Origin of the sequence: Sodalis sp. RH22 (assembly GCF_047324165.1) — a bacterium.
Classification (GTDB): Bacteria; Pseudomonadota; Gammaproteobacteria; order Enterobacterales; family Enterobacteriaceae; genus Acerihabitans.
The window spans coordinates 5539961-5559531 of the sequence record NZ_CP178731.1; the positions used below are offsets into that span (position 1 = coordinate 5539961).

Annotated in this window: 15 protein-coding genes; 9 read left to right on the forward strand and 6 right to left on the reverse strand. The window is 49.4% G+C overall.

The features are described 5' to 3' along the window. Positions 1-103: 103 nt before the first annotated feature. Entirely contained in the window at positions 104-1093 is a 990-nt protein-coding gene (gene mgrA / locus ACL2XN_RS25270) for an L-glyceraldehyde 3-phosphate reductase (protein WP_413729709.1), read from the reverse strand. 321 nt (positions 1094-1414) lie between these two features. Between mgrA and ACL2XN_RS25275 the strand changes: the two genes are divergently transcribed. After that, positions 1415-2107, forward strand: coding sequence for an aspartate/glutamate racemase family protein (locus tag ACL2XN_RS25275; protein WP_413729710.1), 693 nt, complete (start codon positions 1415-1417; stop codon positions 2105-2107). Between the two features lie 135 nt (positions 2108-2242). Then, positions 2243-3220, forward strand: a complete 978-nt coding sequence (gene glk / locus ACL2XN_RS25280) for a glucokinase (protein ID WP_413729711.1) — start codon at positions 2243-2245, stop codon at positions 3218-3220. Between the two features lie 83 nt (positions 3221-3303). Here glk and ACL2XN_RS25285 read toward each other — a convergent pair whose 3' ends face one another. Together ACL2XN_RS25285 and ACL2XN_RS25290 are read right to left on the reverse strand one after the other, a co-directional pair. Then, on the reverse strand, positions 3304-4038 hold the full coding sequence (locus ACL2XN_RS25285; protein ID WP_413723358.1) for a LytR/AlgR family response regulator transcription factor: 735 nt from the start codon (positions 4036-4038) through the stop codon (positions 3304-3306). Positions 4039-4072: 34 nt separating this feature from the next. Beyond that, a complete protein-coding gene (locus ACL2XN_RS25290) occupies positions 4073-5752 on the reverse strand; it encodes a LytS/YhcK type 5TM receptor domain-containing protein (protein ID WP_413723357.1) in 1680 nt (559 codons plus the stop codon). 396 nt (positions 5753-6148) lie between these two features. On the opposite strand from ACL2XN_RS25290, the gene alaC reads away from it, so the two are divergent. Beyond that, the gene (alaC, locus tag ACL2XN_RS25295) at positions 6149-7381 is read left to right on the forward strand and encodes an alanine transaminase (RefSeq protein WP_413723356.1); all 1233 of its coding nucleotides are present in this window, start codon (positions 6149-6151) and stop codon (positions 7379-7381) included. A 327-nt stretch (positions 7382-7708) separates the two neighbouring features. Further along, on the forward strand, positions 7709-8011 hold the full coding sequence (iraP, locus tag ACL2XN_RS25300) for an anti-adapter protein IraP (protein WP_413723355.1): 303 nt from the start codon (positions 7709-7711) through the stop codon (positions 8009-8011). Between the two features lie 411 nt (positions 8012-8422). Here iraP and ACL2XN_RS25305 read toward each other — a convergent pair whose 3' ends face one another. After that, the gene (locus ACL2XN_RS25305; protein ID WP_413729713.1) at positions 8423-8617 is read right to left on the reverse strand and encodes a hypothetical protein; all 195 of its coding nucleotides are present in this window, start codon (positions 8615-8617) and stop codon (positions 8423-8425) included. A 465-nt stretch (positions 8618-9082) separates the two neighbouring features. Between ACL2XN_RS25305 and ACL2XN_RS25310 the strand changes: the two genes are divergently transcribed. Next, on the forward strand, positions 9083-9709 hold the full coding sequence (locus tag ACL2XN_RS25310) for a glycoside hydrolase family 19 protein (protein WP_413727922.1): 627 nt from the start codon (positions 9083-9085) through the stop codon (positions 9707-9709). A gap of 98 nt (positions 9710-9807) precedes the next feature. Here the strand turns inward: ACL2XN_RS25310 and ACL2XN_RS25315 are convergent, their stop codons facing one another. Beyond that, positions 9808-10515 carry an SOS response-associated peptidase family protein gene (locus tag ACL2XN_RS25315; protein ID WP_413731026.1) on the reverse strand — a complete coding sequence of 236 codons (708 nt, stop codon included), beginning with the start codon at positions 10513-10515 and terminating at the stop codon, positions 9808-9810. Positions 10516-10931: 416 nt separating this feature from the next. On the opposite strand from ACL2XN_RS25315, the gene ACL2XN_RS25320 reads away from it, so the two are divergent. Together ACL2XN_RS25320 and ACL2XN_RS25325 are read left to right on the forward strand one after the other, a co-directional pair. Next, a complete protein-coding gene (locus ACL2XN_RS25320; protein WP_413729714.1) occupies positions 10932-11651 on the forward strand; it encodes a LuxR C-terminal-related transcriptional regulator in 720 nt (239 codons plus the stop codon). Between the two features lie 659 nt (positions 11652-12310). Beyond that, on the forward strand, positions 12311-14428 hold the full coding sequence (locus tag ACL2XN_RS25325; protein WP_413729715.1) for a phage tailspike protein: 2118 nt from the start codon (positions 12311-12313) through the stop codon (positions 14426-14428). A 374-nt stretch (positions 14429-14802) separates the two neighbouring features. On the opposite strand, the gene ACL2XN_RS25330 is transcribed toward ACL2XN_RS25325, so the two are convergent. Continuing rightward, complete coding sequence (locus ACL2XN_RS25330; protein WP_413729717.1) at positions 14803-16626, reverse strand: glycosyl hydrolase family 28 protein; 1824 nt, start codon at positions 16624-16626, stop codon at positions 14803-14805. A 318-nt stretch (positions 16627-16944) separates the two neighbouring features. On the opposite strand from ACL2XN_RS25330, the gene ACL2XN_RS25335 reads away from it, so the two are divergent. Then, entirely contained in the window at positions 16945-19056 is a 2112-nt protein-coding gene (locus tag ACL2XN_RS25335; protein WP_413729718.1) for a hypothetical protein, read from the forward strand. Then, a complete protein-coding gene (locus tag ACL2XN_RS25340; RefSeq protein WP_413729719.1) occupies positions 19053-19316 on the forward strand; it encodes a hypothetical protein in 264 nt (87 codons plus the stop codon). The genes ACL2XN_RS25335 and ACL2XN_RS25340 overlap by 4 nt, the downstream gene beginning before the upstream one ends. Positions 19317-19571 lie beyond the last annotated feature (255 nt).

Sequence of the window (19571 nt, forward strand, 5' to 3'; positions counted from 1 at the left end):
GCGTGTCTATGGGGTTGGCCGGGCGCGGTTTATGCGCCCGACCGAGGCTCCGTGGCACGCCGGGCCCGCCAATACCGGGCGGAAATTGCGGGCCGGCGCGGCCTTATGCCAGTATCGCTTCGATACGCGCCAATTCGTCGGCGGTGAATTCGCGATTGGCCAGCATCCCCACCGCGTCGTCTATTTGCGAGGTTTTGCTGGCGCCAATCAGCACCGACGTTACCCGATCGCCGCGCAGCACCCAGGCCAGCGCCATTTGCGCCAGCTTCTGGCCGCGTTCCAGGGCAATATCGTTCAGGCGCCGTACCTTATCCATTTTCTGCGCGGTAAGCTGTTCCGGCGTCAGGGTCAGACCCGGTCTGGCCGCCCGCGAATCCTGCGGTATGCCGTTCAGGTAACGGTCCGTCAGTTGACCGCCGGCCAGCGGCGAAAAGGCTATCGACCCCACGCCGTTCTCAGCCAGCACATCAAGCAGTTCAGGTTCCACCCACCGTTCAAACATGGAATATTTGGGTTGATGAATCACGCAGGGAGTGCCGAGGTCGTTTAATAGCGCCAACGCCTGCCTGGCGAGCGCGGCGGGGTAGTTGGACAGGCCGATGTAGAGCGCCTTGCCCTGGCGTACCAGCAGATCCAGCGCGCTCATGGTTTCGGCAAGCGGCGTAGCGGGGTCCGGACGATGATGATAAAAGATATCCACGTAGTCCAGGCCCAGACGGCGCAGGCTCTGATCCAGGCTGGACACCAGGTATTTTTTCGAGCCCCAGTCGCCGTAAGGCCCGGGCCACATGGTATAGCCCGCCTTGGTGGAAATAATCAGCTCGTCACGGTAGGGGAGCAAATCCTCGCGCAGCAACCGGCCGAAATTGGCTTCGGCGGATCCCGGGGGCGGCCCGTAGTTATTGGCCAGGTCAAAATGGGTAATGCCTAAGTCAAAGGCGCGGCGCACCATGGCGCGGCTGTTTTCCAGCAACGTGACGTCGCCGAAATTATGCCACAGGCCGAGCGACACCGCCGGCAGTTGAAGACCGCTATTACCGCAGCGGCGATATAACATATCGTCGTAACGCATTGGATTGGCCAGATAAACCATAAAGTATCCTTTTATCATTACTATCACGGTAGGAATCGGTTACCGCTAAATTCGCCGGGCAAGCGACGGCATAGGCTTACCGGCAACGGTGAATTATCCTGGTCGGATAATATATTGCGCTTAGCATCAGTTAAGCGATAAATTCCATTAAAAATAACTCAGACTACTGACAAACAAACGCGCGCGAGCTTGTCGCGGGTGTGATGGGCAAGCACCGTTTTATCATCAAACTCAGTTAAAAATAACCCTTCCCTGACAAACAATACAAGCGCTACGGTTGCCGCGGCATTGACCCGGCCGAAGACGCACGAGGATCACACAGTGAAAACACTAGGGCTTTTAGGCGGCATGAGCTGGGAATCCACTTTACCTTATTACCGCTTGATTAACCAAGGCATTAGCGGCGCATTGGGCGGGTTGCATTCGGCGGATCTGGTGCTGTACAGCGTCGATTTCGCCCAAATCGCCCGCATGCAGGCCGAGGGTGATTGGCAACGGGCGGGCGATCTGCTGGCGGCCAAGGCGGTATTGCTGCAAAAAGCCGGTGCCGAGGCCATCGTCCTTTGCACTAACACCATGCATAAGGTGGCGGACACCATTGAATGGGCCTGTCCACTGCCGCTGTTGCATATCGCCGATGCCACCGCCCGGGAAATCAATGCCCGTGGCCTGCGGCGGGTCGGGCTATTGGGCACCCGCTTTACCATGCAGCAGGATTTTTATCGCCGGCGGTTCGAGCATCCGCACGGCATCGAAATCACCGTTCCGGGCGCTGCGGAAATGGACGCGATTCATAACATCATTTTCGAGGAGTTATGCCTGGGCAAGATCCGCGATGAATCGCGCCACACCTTCCGGCGCATTATTGCTTCGCTGGAGGGCCAGGGCATCGAGGGACTGATCCTCGGCTGCACCGAAATCGGCCTGCTGATCGGCGAAGACGACGCAACGGTGCCGCTGTTCGACACCACCACCCTCCACGCCGCCGCCGCGGTGGCCTTTGCCCTGGGATAAAGGCGAATCCGAAAGCAAACTCAATTTATAGCATTGGCCAATATAACTGGTATTATTATTATATTAATAAATTGTTTATGTTTGCTGCCGGTAACCCTCCGACGGCAAGTAGAAGAGTTAGCGGAGCCTTACATAATGACAAAATATGCCCTGGTCGGTGACGTTGGGGGAACCAATGCCCGCCTGGCGTTATGCGATATGGACAATGGCGCGATTTCCCATATCCACACCTATTCCGGTAAAGATTACGCCACCCTTGAAGCGGTGATCCGTCACTACCTGACCGCGCAAAAGGTCGAGGCCACGGAGGCCTGTATCGCTATCGCCTGTCCGATAACCGATGACTGGGTGGACATGACCAACAGCACCTGGGCATTTTCCATCAAGGCCATGAAGGACAGCCTGGGATTAGCGCGCCTGGAGGTCATCAATGATTTTACCGCCGTCTCGATGGCGGTGCCGATGCTCGCCGCCGGCGATGTGGTGCAGTTTGGCGGCACGCAGGCGCAGGCCCAGGGGCCGATTGCCGTGTACGGCGCCGGCACCGGCCTTGGCGTGTGCCATCTGTTGCATCTGGACCAGCGTTGGATAAGCCTGCCGGGCGAAGGCGGCCATGTCGACTTCGCGCCTAACAGCAAAGAGGAAGCCGATGTCCTGGCGGTGCTGCGCGGCGAGTTCGGCCATGTGTCGGCCGAACGCGTATTATCCGGCCCCGGGCTGGTTAATTTGTACCGCAGCCTCGTCACCATCGATGGCCGCGTTCCGGATTCACTGGAGCCGCAACAGGTCACGGAACAGGCCGTCGACGGCAGCAATGACGATTGCCGGCGCGCGCTGTCGCTGTTCTGCGTGCTGATGGGGCGTTTTGGCGGCAATCTGGCGCTGAACATGGGCACGTTTGGCGGCGTTTATATCGCCGGCGGCCTGGTGCCGCGCTTCCTGGAATTTTTCCGCGCCTCCGGTTTTCGCGCGGCGTTCGAGGATAAAGGCCGCTTTAACGATTACGTACGCGATATCCCGGTGTTTCTGATCAGGCACGAACAACCGGGCCTGCTCGGCGCCGGCGCGCATATGCGCCAGCTAATGGGTCTTCAACTCCAGGTTTCGGTCTGATCTGACCGGACGCCGGCTGTTGCCGGCGCCTTTACCCTCTTGCCCTGCATGCCCGTGGACACGGTTCTGTAGCCAACCCCCGGCTACAGCCGCATCAATTGCCGGAAGGCCCTGACCTTGCTGCGGCTGACCGGCACTTCAAAATCCAGATCGCTCAGGCGCAGCAGATAGGTATTATTAAACCAGGGCACAATTTCACGAATTTTTCCCAGGTTCACCACATACGACCGATGGCAACGGAAAAAAAACTCCTCGGGCAACCGGCTGCAGAATTCCGTGATGACCATCGGCATGACAAATTCCTCGCGCCGCGTATAGACCAGGGTCACCTTTTCCTGCGCCGCCGCATAATAGATATTGCTGATATCTGTAACGATAATGCGCTCGTCTTTGATCAAATTAATGGCGTGTTGATTCCGCCGCCCTGGCGCCGCACCCGCAGCCGGCGCCGGGGCGGCCTGATGCTGCGCCTCCAGCTTTTGCAGCATGGTGACGATGCGCGATTCCTGATAAGGCTTCAGGATATAGTCAAAGGCTTCCAGCTCAAACGCCTCCACCGCATGTTCTTTATAGGCGGTAATAAAGACTATTTCCGGCTTATGGCTGAATTTACTGATATTCTGCGCCAGCAACACGCCGTCCAGGGAGGGGATATTGATATCGAGAAAAATCACATCCACCTCATGATGCTGCAGGTAGCGCAGGACATCCAGTCCATCGTCGAACGTGGCCTCGATAGTCAGGCCGCTGTGCTTATGGATAAGGTAGCGTAATTCTTCCTGGGCGAGGAATTCGTCTTCGACAATTATGGCTTTCATGGTGCCTCGCGGTTAAACATGTCCTCCATGGACGTCATGCCGCCAGCTTGTGGGGCTGGGGGGTAATGTAAAACCAGATCTCGGTGCCCGGTTCAAGACGGCGGATATGCAGCCCTTCGCCATATAACAGCAATACCCGGTGATGAACATTCAGCAGGCCGATTTTCCCGGCCGGCAGTTCATTGCGTTTAACCTGCTCGATGACTTCTGCGCTGATGCCCCCGCCGGTATCTTTTACCGCAATACGGATACGTCCGCCGGTATCCTCCCGCACGGAAATCACCACCACGCCTTTACCGCGGCAAGGCTGGATGCCGTGCACAATAGCGTTTTCCACCAGTGGCTGGATGAGCAGGCTGGGCAGGGGAAACGACAACTCTTCATCGATATCAAAAATAACGCTCAGCTTGCTGCCGAAACGCGCCTGCTCGATGGCGATATAATCCTGGATTTGATAAAGCTCTTTTTTGATATCGATTTGCGCGCCGTTTAATTCCAGATTGTACCGCAGGTAACGGGAAAGATTGGTAATCAGCTGCCGGGCGGTATCCGGATTGATGCGGATCGACGAGGAAATGGCGTTAAGCGCATTAAACAGGAAATGCGGATTAATTTTGCTTTGTAACGCGCGCAGTTCCGCCTGGTCGGCCATTTCCCTCAGCTGTTCGATGCGCGACACCTCGATCTGCGTCGAAATAATCTGCGACAGGCCGATGGCCATCACTTTGAGTGAATTGGTGATCTGATGGGCGTGGCAGTAATAGATCTTCAGGGTGCCGGTGACCACGCCTTTTTCCCATAACGGGATAATGATAAGCGAATGGATTTGCGGCGTACGGTCCGCCTCGTCATTGTTCTTGATGGTGATGTTGCCGCTTTGAATACTTTCCCTGGTCATATCGCTGATGATCTCATGGCCGATATTGTACAATTCGGCCCCGACCCCGACATAAGCCAGGATATGATGTTCATTGGTGATGGCCACGGCGTCGGCCTTGATATCGGCGCGGATGATATCGCAAATGGTGGTGAGGGATTCGCTGTTGATATGGCGAAAGTAGGGCAGGGTCTTATTGGCGATATCCAGCGCCAGCTTGGCTTGCCGGGCGGCGATCACCTCTTTTTCATCCTCGACCCCCTGCACCAGCAGCACGATCATGCCGATGCTGACCCCGCCGAGGATCATCGGCAGCGCAATTTTGGACACGATATCCAGCCCCAGGGACATCGGCTGCGCCCAGAGAATGACCAGCAGCATGGTCAGGCACTCGCACAGCATGCCGCCCAGGATGCCGATGCCCCAGCGGCGCTCTTTTATCACCCTAAGCTTGATCCAGCCCGAGACAAAACCCGCCACCACGCTGCTGATAAGGCAAGGCACCGAGGTCGGGCCGTCGATATCGATCAGATAGCGGTGCACGCCGGCGATAATCCCGGTGGCGATGCCGACCCAGGGCCCGAATAAAATACCGCCGGACATGACCGCAATAATCCGCACGTTAATCAGCGAGCCTTCCACATGGATGCCGGAATAGGTGCTGAAAATGGCAAACAGGGAAAAAATGGCGGTGACCGCCAGCAATTCCTGGCGGGTGTGCTGTTCTTTTTGCAATAACTGGCGGAACTGGCGGATGCGCGTCAACAAAAACAGACAAATCAACATTAATGCCGCCCGTTCATAGACCGCCAGCAGCATTTCGAACATTTCTTTCACCACGACATCCCGGTAAATGGCCAACCTTTAGCCGTTACTATAAGCAATGGGCGCCTGAGATTCCAGATTTGCCGCCGCGGCCGCCGTCGAAAATCGCGGCGGCCACGGCCGCCATGACGCGAGAAGCGTCGTAAAACGGGGAAGTCTGAGTAAACATAAGGGGATTTCATTTACCGGCATAAAACGCCTGCCGCGCGGTTTTTAGGCCAATATCTGCCACAATAAAGGGGAATAATCGATAAATAAAATTTCAGATTTCCCCTTTTTATTTTGTCCGCCGCGATGTTCGCCGCCGATATTGAAATCATGCCGAATATAAGATAGCTTCATGGACAAGCCCACGCATGGGCCGGCGTCGCTCGGATGGTCCGGGCGCTAACGTACAACGAGGATATTATGGCCGCATCCGGTTTGCCACGGCGTTTTACACGCATCGATCGTCTCCCCCCTTATGTATTTAATATCACCGCCGAGTTGAAAATGGCCGCGCGCCGGCGCGGAGAGGATATTATTGATTTCAGCATGGGTAATCCCGACGGGCCCACGCCGCCGCACATCGTTGAAAAGCTTTGTACTGTCGCCAAACGGGAGGATACCCATGGATATTCCACCTCCCGTGGTATTCCCCGGCTGCGGCGCGCGATCTCGGGCTGGTATGCCGATCGCTACGGCGTCGAGATCAATCCCGACAGCGAAGCCATCGTCACCATCGGTTCCAAAGAGGGCCTGGCCCATTTGATGCTGGCTACCCTCGATCATGGCGATACCGTACTGGTGCCGAATCCCAGCTATCCGATACATATCTACGGCGCGGTGATAGCCGGCGCCCAGGTGCGCTCGGTGCCGCTGGTGGCAGGGGTGGATTTTTTCCGCGAGCTTGAGCGTGCCATTCGCGAAAGCATTCCCACGCCGAAAATGATGATTCTCGGCTTCCCGTCCAATCCCACGGCGCAATGCGTCGAGCTGGACTTCTTTGAACGGGTGGTGGCCCTGGCCCAGCAGTACGGCGTGCTGGTAGTACACGATCTCGCCTATGCCGATATTGTTTATGATGGATGGAAAGCGCCGTCGATCATGCAGGTGCCAGGCGCCAAGGACATTGCGGTGGAATTTTTCACCCTGTCGAAAAGCTATAACATGGCCGGCTGGCGCATCGGGTTTATGGTGGGTAATCCGGAACTGGTCAACGCCTTGGCGCGTATCAAAAGTTACCATGACTACGGTACGTTTACCCCCCTGCAGGTGGCCGCCATCGCCGCGCTGGAAGGCGACCAGCAATGCGTACTGGATATCGTCGAACAATATCATCAGCGCCGCAATGTCCTGGTGCGCGGCCTGCACGAGGCGGGATGGATGGTAGATACCCCAAAGGCGTCCATGTATGTCTGGGCCAGGATCCCGGAGCACTATGCCCATCTCGGTTCCCTGGAATTCGCGAAAAAACTGCTGTCGGACGCCAAGGTCTGCGTATCGCCGGGCATTGGGTTCGGCGACTACGGCGATACCCATGTACGTTTCGCGCTGATTGAGAACCAGGATCGTATCCGGCAGGCGGTACGCGGCATCAAGGCCATGTTCCGTGCCGATGGCGTGCTGAAACCCGCCGGCGCCAAGGCCATCACGGACTAGCGAACGGCTACCCGGCCCGGCGGAGGGGGAACGTCTTCTCTTCCGTTCCGGCAACACGGCATTCGTCCCCGCATACGGCGTTTTGCTTCGTGGGTGGGGATAATGTTGTGTTGATTGATAAATATTTCTAATGAATTAATCCCTGCACAACAGCGCCCTATACGCGTCAATGGGACTACAACTGGCGTGGGCGCCATGGTGGCGGTCATCGCGCACAATACTTACAGTTCAGAAGATGTTATCCTACTCACAATAAGAGTAATATAAGCAGGCTATGTTTAGTGCCGTGGCAACCTGTTGGCCGCGATTTCGTCCAGGTAGGAAACTATGAGAAACCTTGTCATTGATATATTGAAAAAAATGGCCAAAGCGGATGCGGCGGCAAAAGAGCTGACTGCCCAGGTTGAAGCCCAGTCCCTGCTCCTGGCCGCGCTGGTGCTGACTGTCGGGCAGGGTAGCTCATCGGTTATGGCGACCAACATAGAAAAAGCCATTTTATCGGCTTCCGGCGCCAGCGAGGAGATTCTGCAAACGGATGTGGATTTATTATTGGCGCATTTTGTCCGGTTGATCTCAGTCTCGCAGTATGTTGAAGTCAACGGCGACGAAGAAAAGGTTAACAACGATTAATAGCCCGTGGCTTAACGGCGCGGTGATATCGTAGTATAACTTATTGATGTTATTGTCGTTTAAATAATAAGCGCTGGCGCGCTGCCCATCAGCATGGCTTCCTGTTTCCTATGCCGACGGGCAGGTTCCGGCGGCAATATCCTCATTGATTGCCTCTGATAATAGCGCATTAGCCAATAATTAAAACAATAACCCCTGCAATAAGATAATAACAAGCCTACAACACCCAGGAAATATACCGGCAAAATATTATGTTAATTAGTATAATGTCAAAGTGTAATCACTTTTAATTGGTATGAAAAAAGCCGCTATTTTATGGCGGGTCCTGCCGGATCAACGCCATCAGCCTATCTCAACGCAATACGACCCGGTTTCGCCACGCTGTTGCTGTTAAAGCTGATTTACTCCCCATCATCTGTTATGTCCCACCTGTGGCTCGGCCTTGCGATAGATCTGCTTTTTGCCATGATGCTTTGCCGCACGGTGGTGACGGTGATATTTCTGCACTGTTTTAGGATGATATTCATCCCCGGCATGGGCATACGTAAGGGGGGCAAAGGGTAGGGCTAATACTACAGTCATCATTGCGATGATGAATTTCTTCATGTTAATGCCATGCCTTTTAAAATGTTTCCATTATGTGATAGCACATCCCACCAGCGGAAATGCGCGCTTACCTGATTATTCTAGCGCAAAAATGGCTTGCTGCTCTTTTATCTCCGCCCCGGCCGCTGCCCGCCCATGATGGACACACCTGGCATCGCGGTCACGCAGATAGCGACTGGGTGAGGTAAACATGGTTAAGCCCCGTCAGACCCAGCGTTGGTCGCTAAAGGCGATCTCCTTCCCGAATTGCCCGGATTGCTCACCCGCGGAATCGATCAAGCTCCCCTGCTAGGCCGGCATGTTCATGATACTGATGGCCCTGACGATTGTTCATCAAGCGCAGCCCTGCGGCGGGACGCGCCAGGGTTAAGGGCCAGCACCGCCGGGCCGGCAGCCTTTAGCAGCGTGGACGGCTTACCTTGTGTAAGGGTTGGAGGAAAACCAGGCGGTTAAGGGCCAAAGCATATGACACTCGAGCAATTCCAACAGGCGGCTAATATCAGCGCCGGGTTAGCCGCACGCTGGTTTCCGCATATGGCGGCTATTATGGCTGAATTCAGTATTAATACGCCGCTGCGCCAGGCAGCTTTTATTGCGCAAATCGGTACGGAATCAGGTGGATTTACCACAGTAGTGGAATCGTTTAATTATTCGATAAACGGACTCAAGATATTCGGCAATCGCTTAACGCCGGCACAGCGCGAGGCGTTGGGCCGCCAACCTTCTGAAAGAACCCTGCCTATCGACAGGCAGCAGAAAATAGCCAATATTGTTTATGGCGGCAGATACGGAAATACGCGACCGGAAGACGGCTGGTTATATCGCGGGCGAGGTTTAAAACAGGTGACCTTTTATGCTAATTATGCCGCCTGCGGTAAAGCGCTCGATTTAGATCTGCTTGCCGACCCTGATTTGCTCCTGGCGGATATCAATGCCGCACGTTCGGCCGGATGGTTTTGGCAGGCCAATAAATGTAACGCTTTTGCCGATATTGGCGATATGGTGGGGCTGACTAGACGGATTAACGGCGGCGTCAACGGCTTGGCCGATAGGCAGGCCCGCTATAAAGTCGCCGTGGATGCGCTGCGCTGAAAATGCCGTGGCGTGCCGTCCTGGCGGCTGATATGACCGTTTGTGCGGCACCCACGGTACCCGGCGGCATCCCTGTATAGTCCTCGACGGCGCGAGGACTATAAGTGCGAATTATCAATTTTTGCAATTAGCGAACTGTTGTTATTGTGAATATTCCCCACAGTCTTGCTGACAGGATGAAACGCAAACTCCCCCACCGGCATGGCGCAATCATGGGCCAGCTCCTCGGCGCGCCCCGACGTCGTATCCGGCGATATCCATTCTAATGACGCCTTTCGCGTCATGATCAGCGGCCGCCGGTCATGGATATCCACCAACCCCTTATCACTGGCCGCCGTCACGATTACAAAACCATCATCTTCCGGCGCGTCCAGGGCATCGGGATGGAATCTGCCTATCGCGGCCAGGTATATCGGCTTCTTATTTTTATGATAGATAAAATAGGGGTGTTTAACTTTTGTATGGTCCGGGTCTTTCTTCCACTCATACCAACCGTCGGCCATCACCAGCGCGCGGCCATGGTGCCATAGCGGCTTAAACATGCGGCTGGCGGCGGCAGTTTCTAACCGGGCATTAATCAGGGGAGGGCGGCCTGCTTCTTTGGCCCAGGCGGGCTGATAACCCCAGATAACGGGATCCAGATGCAGCGTATCGTCGCGCTGGTTCAGCAGCAGAACGCGACTGCCTGGAGCAACGTTGTAGCGGCCTATCGGCTCGCCATCCAATGCGCCCGAAAACGCAACATCACTTCGCAGGAAATCGAGATAGTGTTCTCTGGTATTAAATTCAGCAAATCGGCCGCACATGGTCGTCATCTATATTGCAGAGAGATCTTAAGTATAGACGGGATAGAAGAGACAGAACTGTGGCAGCCCGACAATAATTTAAATTGTGCCGTAAAACTAAACCGACCATTTTCCCGTCATTAATCCTTTCAGTAATTCGAAATTTAATGCTTCCATAATATCATTAATAAAAATGGGCCATAATGGGCCAAAGCACCGCGGGGCTCACACTATTAATAATTACTTTTCTCATCAATAATTTTTTATTTGAAATGCAAGGCTAGTTATATTTTTATTAAAGCGAAAAAATTCGTTAATTAAAAACCTTAAGCCGTAAAATTAAGGATGTTATTTTATTACGCTGTACTTTAGGCCAGTAGTTAGTCACTCCTTGCGATGATACAGTTTTTAAATATCATCAATGACCGGGGGTAATTATGAGTAATGACATATGCAAGTGTACTGTGGTTCCTGAAGTTAATATTACAAACACCATGCGTTACGTTTTTGACCAATTAAAAAGTCCCATAGCGATAAGAGATTTGTCCTCCAGGCTGGTTTATTGCAATCAGCCGCTTGCTCTACTCGCAGACAAAAAGTCGCCTAATGAAATCATTGGTAAATTCGACAGTGAATTCGATTGCGCTATATTAGATACCGAGGAATCAATAGAGAATTTTGCTAAACAATATAAACGTATATTTGAGACGCAGACTCCTTTTTCTACGTTGGAGCTACATCCTCATGCTGTGGATTTTCCATTCATATTTCATAAAATTCCTTATTTTAATGATAAGCACGAATGCATAGGTATGCTTGGTTATAATACACAACTTACAGTATATACACTTAACGACTATGTAAAAGGGCATATGCCGGGATCACTATTATTGAATAAGCCGGATGACACTTTCACTGAGCGCGAGTGCGAAGTAATGTTTTATCGCTTGCAAGGTTTGAAGTCAAAAGAGGCTGCTGCTAGGTTAAATCTTTCATTAAATACATTTAATAACTATATGCAGAAGATTTACAATAAAGTGCATGTAACAGAGATCGGGGAGTTAAGGGATTTTTGCGAGAAACATAATTACCATCGTTATCTCCCCAAGAGATTTCTAACTCATGAAGCAATTAATTTCAGCGATTCAATAATCTGATCTTTGCTTTGGTCAGTTCTGGGCGGGGGTGAATGTAAATCTCCCTTCCGCTCAGTGCCATACGATTTTCCGGCCATGTCCGTTTCGCAAGTTCAGCCTTTCATACTGACCCCACCCCGAATTCTGCCCACCCAAAATCGCCAATCCGACGTGATGAACCTATCCCTTTGACAGAGGTAATGCCGACCAAAAAGTCCCGTTACACAGAAGCGTGGATCGCGTTTGATTTCAAACAGGCTGGACTGGATACCCCCGTACCAGCGGTTTGTGGCAAGCTGGGGATTTCCGATATAACTTTTACACCTGGTGTAAACGAGTGGTTGGTCTGTCTTCCTCTGGATGGCAACACTTATGGCAACCGGAGAAGGAGAATGTCCGGCTGAAATAGCTGATGATCGATTTAAACCTCAGCAATGCCTGCTGGGGGTGTAGTCAAGTACTGTTTTTATTTACAGTTCTCTATGATACGATTTTTGGTATGGACATATTTCAGGAAGCATTTTTACATAATTATCTGTTATGTGGTTAAAAATGCCGTTGTTTAATTTGTGCCGCTTCTCTTTTGGTCATTACATTACTCAGTCCATTTAACAGGTTGCTAAATATCAACCTAATGAAGTAAACGGTTTATCTAACACATTCAAAGAGGTACTAAACATATGACCATACCTAATATCGTTGTATCTATGCCATCACAATTATTCACCCTTGCCAATAGCTTCCAAGCATGCGCCAATGGTTCTGTCTATGTCGGGCAGATTGACACGGACCCGACTGTGGCTGCAAATCAAATACAGGTTTATGTAGAGAGTGCGGAGGGTACCTATACCGCGGTAGCTCAACCTATAAACATCAATGCCGGAGGCTATCCAGTGTATGCCGGTCAGGTAGCAAAATTTGTAACGGTTGAAGGGCAGTCAATGACCGTCCTTGATGCTGATGGCGTCCAGCAATTTTACTTTCCAAACGTGTTGAAATATGACCCTGATCAGTTTAAAGATCAGTTGTTAGATACGGCTGCAGCTGGGTGGATAGGCTATGATATAACGAATACTTATCCCCAAAAAACAATCGGTAATAAGCTGAGTCACACCATAACACCTTATGATTTTGGCGCCATAGGCAATGGTGTTACGGATGATACCGCAGCGATTCAAGCATGGCTTGATTTTTGTTCGTCTATAGGCGGCGGATATTTTAATACAAGCTCTGGCACGTTTTTGATAACTCAGCAGCTTTCAATTAATCGCACAGCGGTCAGTAATGTCATCGATCACGTGCTGGATTTTTCCGGCGCGCGGATCCTGGTCGACGCGGGCACATTAATAGCGCAATATATTGCTGGTAGCGCCGTTACTTTCTCCGGATGGTCATTGACCGGCAATGTTGAACTCACATCAACAGGCGGTTTATCCTGGGGTGCTGCTTCAGCCTCGCAAGGGATGGCGAGAATTATTCTTACCGGTCTTACGGTTGGTAAAACATATAAAGTTATGGCCGATATCAAGGGTTATGACGTAGCTGTGTCCGCAGGCTCTTTCGCAATGTATATTGATGAAATAGGGCGCATCACCCGGGCATGGAAAGGTAATGGAGTTCCCCGTGGAGAATTTATTGCCACCGCGACTACCCACACCCTCCGTTTGCAATCTGATTCCACAGATCCTTTATGGCAAGGTCTCGTTTATAAAGTTGATGTACGGGAATCCGTTTATGGCCTACGTCTTTATCAAACTGGTACAGCTGCAATGCATGCGCATTTCGAGGTCCGCGGATTGAGGATGGAAAATAGGACTAACAGTGCTGCGGCTGGTGGTCTACGGATGGATGATTGTGGGGCGGCTAAATTTCATAATTGTTCATTTATAGACTTTAGTAATGGTGAAGGAATATTGACAAACAATAAGCTGTTCTGGTCTGAAAACAATGCGTTTTATAACATTGCCTATGTCAATTGCCGGTTTGCGCATCGCTATGGCCGGACTATTGGACTAGGCGCACAATCTTCATTCGCTAGGCAATTCGAACAAAATATGTTTATTGCTGATATTGAATATGCTTTATATTTTGAAGAAAGTACATCACAATATGATTCAAAATGGACTGAGATTCATGGAAATACAACTGTAAAATTGAAGGCTATACTTCATATTGAAGGCGACCAAAATAACACAGTGATTGAAGGCATCAGAACAGAAAAAGGAGGCGCTTCTCATGAAGATGGCAATGGTATTATTGAATATGCACAAAATGACTTATCTCGGCCATGGATCGGTAGTATAGGCTCCAGTGTCAATATTCCAACATACAGGCTAGGATCTATGAATGCTGGTCGAACATGGATGGAGCGCCCACAGACCGCTTTTGATTTAACTCGGGATAGAACGGTTGTCCAATCGCTACGTTATTCTACGGCTCAAATTAATGGTGTGACATTCGGTTACGAATGGCACGAAGTTATTACCAATGCTATTAATGGCACCGTTTATGATATTTCTGATGGCGGCGATATTATTATCACACACGGAGTAGCGGAAATTATTATCACAACTCGCGCTGTGGATGGTAGTGCCTTTGAGGGTAGTAAGTATATGTGCGTTTTGGGTAAGCGTGGCGTTGATGGTTCAGTCTCTACGCCTGATACTGTACTGTGCGACCATAGAAATTCTGGTACTGGAATTTTTGTGACTTGGCCCGCTAATTCATCGCCGCGAGTTGCTGTTACTGGCGTCAGTTCTCCCTTTGCCATTGCTATTAATATCAGAATATTCAACTAAGCCGCTCAGTGATGATTTGATTAACCAAGCCCCATCCCCGGGGCTTGGTTTTCCAATCTTTGCCACACAGTACGGCTGTAATGATTTTGCAAGTATCCCACATAATCGTTCCATCCAATTATATAGATTTTCCGGCATAATAAATATGCCACGAGGAGAACATTATGCGCAAAGTCCGTTTTACCGAGCACCAAATCCTGGCCGTAACTGAGCGCGTCATAATGAAATACACAGGTTCCAATTCGTTAGTTCATAAATATCTTATTTATGATGTTTTTTTGATAAATACACGATTAATATCTAACTTTAAAATTATAAAAAGGGCCACGGATGGCCCTCTACTTAAAATAAGATAACGCTTATATAGCAAGCTGCTAGGTTAAAGTGAATTGTTTCCATAAGCTCCATGATTTTCCATTGTAGACACGAGAATATAAAGCGTCGTAATTACTGCCAGAAGTACCGTAACCGTACAAGACTTGCCTTGTGCGATAACTATTATTATTTGCAACATAATAGCCTATTGCTGTCAGGAACCATGTCCCACTATCGAACGGCGCATTTATTGGAGCTGCCAGAACTCTACCAATGGTTGTTGTATATATCATGTTTAGGTCAATGCCATTTTCTGGGGGAGAACCATCTGCAAGGCCGTAATTGGGTAAGGCACTTCCTTTGACAATCAATCCAGCGCCCCTGATAAGATTATTGTTACCACCGCCACCAGTACTCAAGCCGACATAAGTGATACCATCGTCTCCATCAAGAATTCCTTCGGAGAGAATCACATCGGTGCTGTTAACAACTCGTGCACCTCCCCCAGAATTTGATGCAAACAGACCCGCACCACAATTGATGCAGAATGGCTTGATTACTGATTTGGTAACACCATTCAATTGCATGCCAAATCCATTCGAACCGCGACTTGAATATTTCGCGTATATATGACTACTGTTATAGATGCTCACACCTTGGAATGTGGTTGTGGCCACATCAGAGCTACCCTCTGCGTCACCTTCAACATCCTCACAATTTGTTATATAAATGCCATGGGCTTGTGTGCTGTGCACCTGAATATCACGATGTCGTAGCTTAGTTACGCCTGACACATATAATGCGTGGCTATAGGCGCTACCTCTGACTTTGCAGATTGCGACATCATCTATAACAGAATTCGCTCCGTATTTGATGACTCTGACAACATCTCTAACGGTGTCGTCACCTTTAGTTTTCACGTCGCTAATATCGAGATTGCTACATGGCATTGATGCATATGTTCCTCCTGGCTTTTCTTCATTGTAAATCACGACAGAACCAATATCTGATTTACCCACAATGCGTCGGACTGTAATATTTTTTGTCCCAACGTATTCAGACGTGATGCCAATGCAATCATCGCCAGACTCAATATCGGCCCGATCAATGACAACATCTGAGCTATCCAACAGATGAATGCCATCGCGGCCACCTGACTGCCCTCGGCCGCCCCCATAGATCGTGGTGTCGTAGATTCTTACTGATTCGCAGGTCTCGATAGATAGGCACCAATCAGCTGAATTTCCTGCGCTGCAACCTGACAAGGAGAGCCCATTAACATTAATAAATCGGATCGCACGGGTAGAGTTTTTTGATGTTATTGCCGCGGTAACGCCCCCATCAATATCCAAGCCAATGATGCGTAAATTTGTAGCGTTGGATGATCTGATTAGCGTAATCGGAGTGTCGGTTAACGTAAATAATCCGCCTCCGCCAGTGGCGTAAATAATGGTATTACTAATTAATTCCCACGCTGAAAGAACTTGATATTTACGCTTAATAACCAGCATACGGTTATTCGCCACGGCATATGCATTGGCACGCGTAAGCGCAGGTTGCCAATTATCCCCATCCTCGGACTGATAGAAATTTTCTGGGTAAATGAACAATATCAGAAAATCAAGAACTGTAGCGGCGAATGTATCGATGCCACCAAAGGCATCTCTTAGCCGTCTCACATCAGTAGAAAGGGGATTGACTATTGACGGTAGTTTAAGTTCAAGGCGTTCGGTTGTATCATCGATTATCGTTGCCCCTGGCCGGCCATCCCAAGAGGAATTGTCTACCTCCGCCTTGTCATATACGTCCAAATTTTCTCTCGCAGTTACGGCGTCGCTTACATCAGATAGGTTATTGATATCTAAAAGAGGATTGCTAGGCATGCTTTTCCCTTACTTGATCACCCATTCGGAAATCCAACGATATTATTTTTTGGGATTTATGAGATAAATTTTAAGTAAAATCAGATAATGTCTTAGTGTGATGTTCGAAATGGTTTGGATAGTCCCTAACCCCTTGTGTTACCGAAACAACTGAATTTGACCAGTGCTCAATGGCTTACCATTTTTTACTGCTTCGCCTATTTCCAAATCATCTTCAATAGAATAGCCTGTATATACATACAGTATTTTGTGTGTGCCTGCATACAAAGCTTCTGGTTGGAGCTTTGCTCTTATCGTCAGTATCATTGGAGATAGGCTATGCCAACATCAGTCACGGGCGTGATCCCCACGGCCGAAGAATACAATGACCTCGTTACTCAAGAAGAATTGACATCTGCCATCAGTACTTTGTCAGGTGAACTGTCATCATCGAGTGGCGGAACCTTAATTGGAACCGCGTCTGGTACATTAGAAGACCGATTTACAGCAGATGAAGCCAGAACAGCACATATCGTGGCGCCAAGCAGCACCGACCCTGGGACGGCAAACGAGGGGGATCAGTACTTCAACACCACGGATAAGGTTTATAAAGTATATCGCTCGGGGGCATGGGTTGCTGATGATTCTGCGGCTCTGGCACTAAAGTTAGCATCAGGTACCGGTCCTGCTTATCTAGGCTATTTGAATGGTTTAGCTAATGCTGTGCAGACGAATCTTTATGATTGGCTTAGCCATGCGACTATAAATCCTTATATGTTTGGTGGAATTGGGGATGGTGTGGCTGATGATACTAGTGCTGTACAGTTTTCATTAGATGCAGTTAACTTATCAGCAGGCTGTCAATGGTCTGGAGGAGGACACGGAGCAAAATGGCGAATTACTAGCCAGCTTACTTATAATCACGCGGGTAATAAAAAATCTGGATTTGGCCTACGCTGGGAAGGTGCCGCCCTGATTCCTGACTTTGGTACAGTCCTTTATGACACGACGAATTTATCAACCGGCTGGACTTTAGATCCCAGTGTAACTATTGATAGTAGTAATCATATAGTATTCACACAGATCGCCCAAACAGTCCCACCGTTTGCTTATTATTCTCTTACTGACTTAACTGTGGGCACGTTATATAGTGCCGACTTTTTTATTAGTGGCTATAACACCACGCAAACAGGGGTAACAGGAATTTATTGTGCTAATCCAGATGGGGCGGCACAAAAAGCCATTTTCCGACGTGGTGAACGCGGCCCCGGAATTTATCATGCTGAATTTATAGCAACCCAAACATCACATCGCATTATCATTCAGGCTGAAGGTGGCAACGGGCTGATAATGACCATTAATAGAGTTCGTATTCGTACTGGGGGAGCTGCTTTAAGATGTTACGCGAACGGTTCGAGTGCAAGTTGGACTAACCTATTGATTTCTGATTTGAATATATACCCAACCGCTATCGCACAAGCCGGTTTGCAGGCGGGTGTGCGCTTAGATGATATGGGAGGAACGACGTTGGAACGTCTTAATGTCTATAATTTAACCAATGGCGATCGATTGCTCTTGAGTAACTTAATCGCTTGGTCAGAAAATATTACTGACATTAAAGCATGGGCAACTGGTTGCGAGACCATGAGAAGATTTACTAGGCCACAAAGGGGATCGGGTCTTAGTAGCTTTGCTCGATTTAGATCAGAAGGAGATTTTTTTTCTGGTAATACCTATGGTAGTTATATGGAATTTGGCACTGCTGTCTATGACTCAAAATTAGGTGAAATTAGTGGCAATATAACCCTTGATTCGATAGCGCTTTATCATCTCTCAGGCGATCAGACCGACACCTTACTTGAGGGCCATCGTACCGAATCAGTTAAACTGTCCACCTGTTGTTTATTTGAACTAGGTAATAATGATAATCGTCGTGCTGCTTATCGACACAATCCTCTTGGCACTAATACTACAGCGGAATCACTGGCGTTTGGTGTGGTCTCACAAATGACGCAAAGAGATACCGTCAATTATAGTCAAGCTCCGCAAATTTTCAGTAATATACGCTTTGTGGATCCCGTATCAAGTATATATGGTCCAACTCTTTTTTTTAATACGTTTAAAAATATTGCTATTGGTGGCAGCGTAAGCGTAGATGGCATACAGCCTCAGGGTGCGACATCTTTATCACCAAGGCATGGTTATCTCCGATTAATGGTTCATGTAACAAATGCCGACGCCTCAGCGGCGCAAGCATCCACAGCTATTTTCGAAATGCTAAAAGGGGCTGTATATGATACTGATGCCAATGTCGTAAAAGTTGCACCTATAATAAAAGTAGTAAACAATGTTTCGTTAAGCGTCAATTGGGGTGCTAATAGCTCACCGCAAATAACGGTAACCGGCAATACGGTAGCCGTTGGCTTAAAAGTATGGGGATGGTATTTATGATTACAGACTTTATAGATCCTTTAGCAACTCGATATGGGATCGATAAGAAAATTATCGAAAATGCATTATTGCTTGATATGACGGAATTCTACCCAGCAGCTCACGCAATCGACACAACGGATGGCTTTATTGCAGATGATTTTTTAGGACGGGTCTGGAGGTATAATGAATTAGTTGATTCAATAAATGCTTATCGATTAGCTAATGGTAAAAGTAAAATAGCATACCCATCTCTTAACTCAATAAAAGATTATACTTGATTTTTTCTAATTATGCATTCTGGCTGGACCCGAATCGGTGATTAACCGAAAAAGGGTCCGCCCTTCTGCCCAGGCTGGCTGATGTTCACACATCACCGGGTCGAGGTGTAATTGTTTTCGCGCTGGTTCAACAGTAGAACGCGGGTTCCAGTTGCGACGTTGTATCAGAGCGGTTCGCCGTCGGGGATGCTGATAAACTCATCGTCTGGCTTTATGATTCGAGATATTGTTCTCTGTTTTCGATCTGGATAAGTC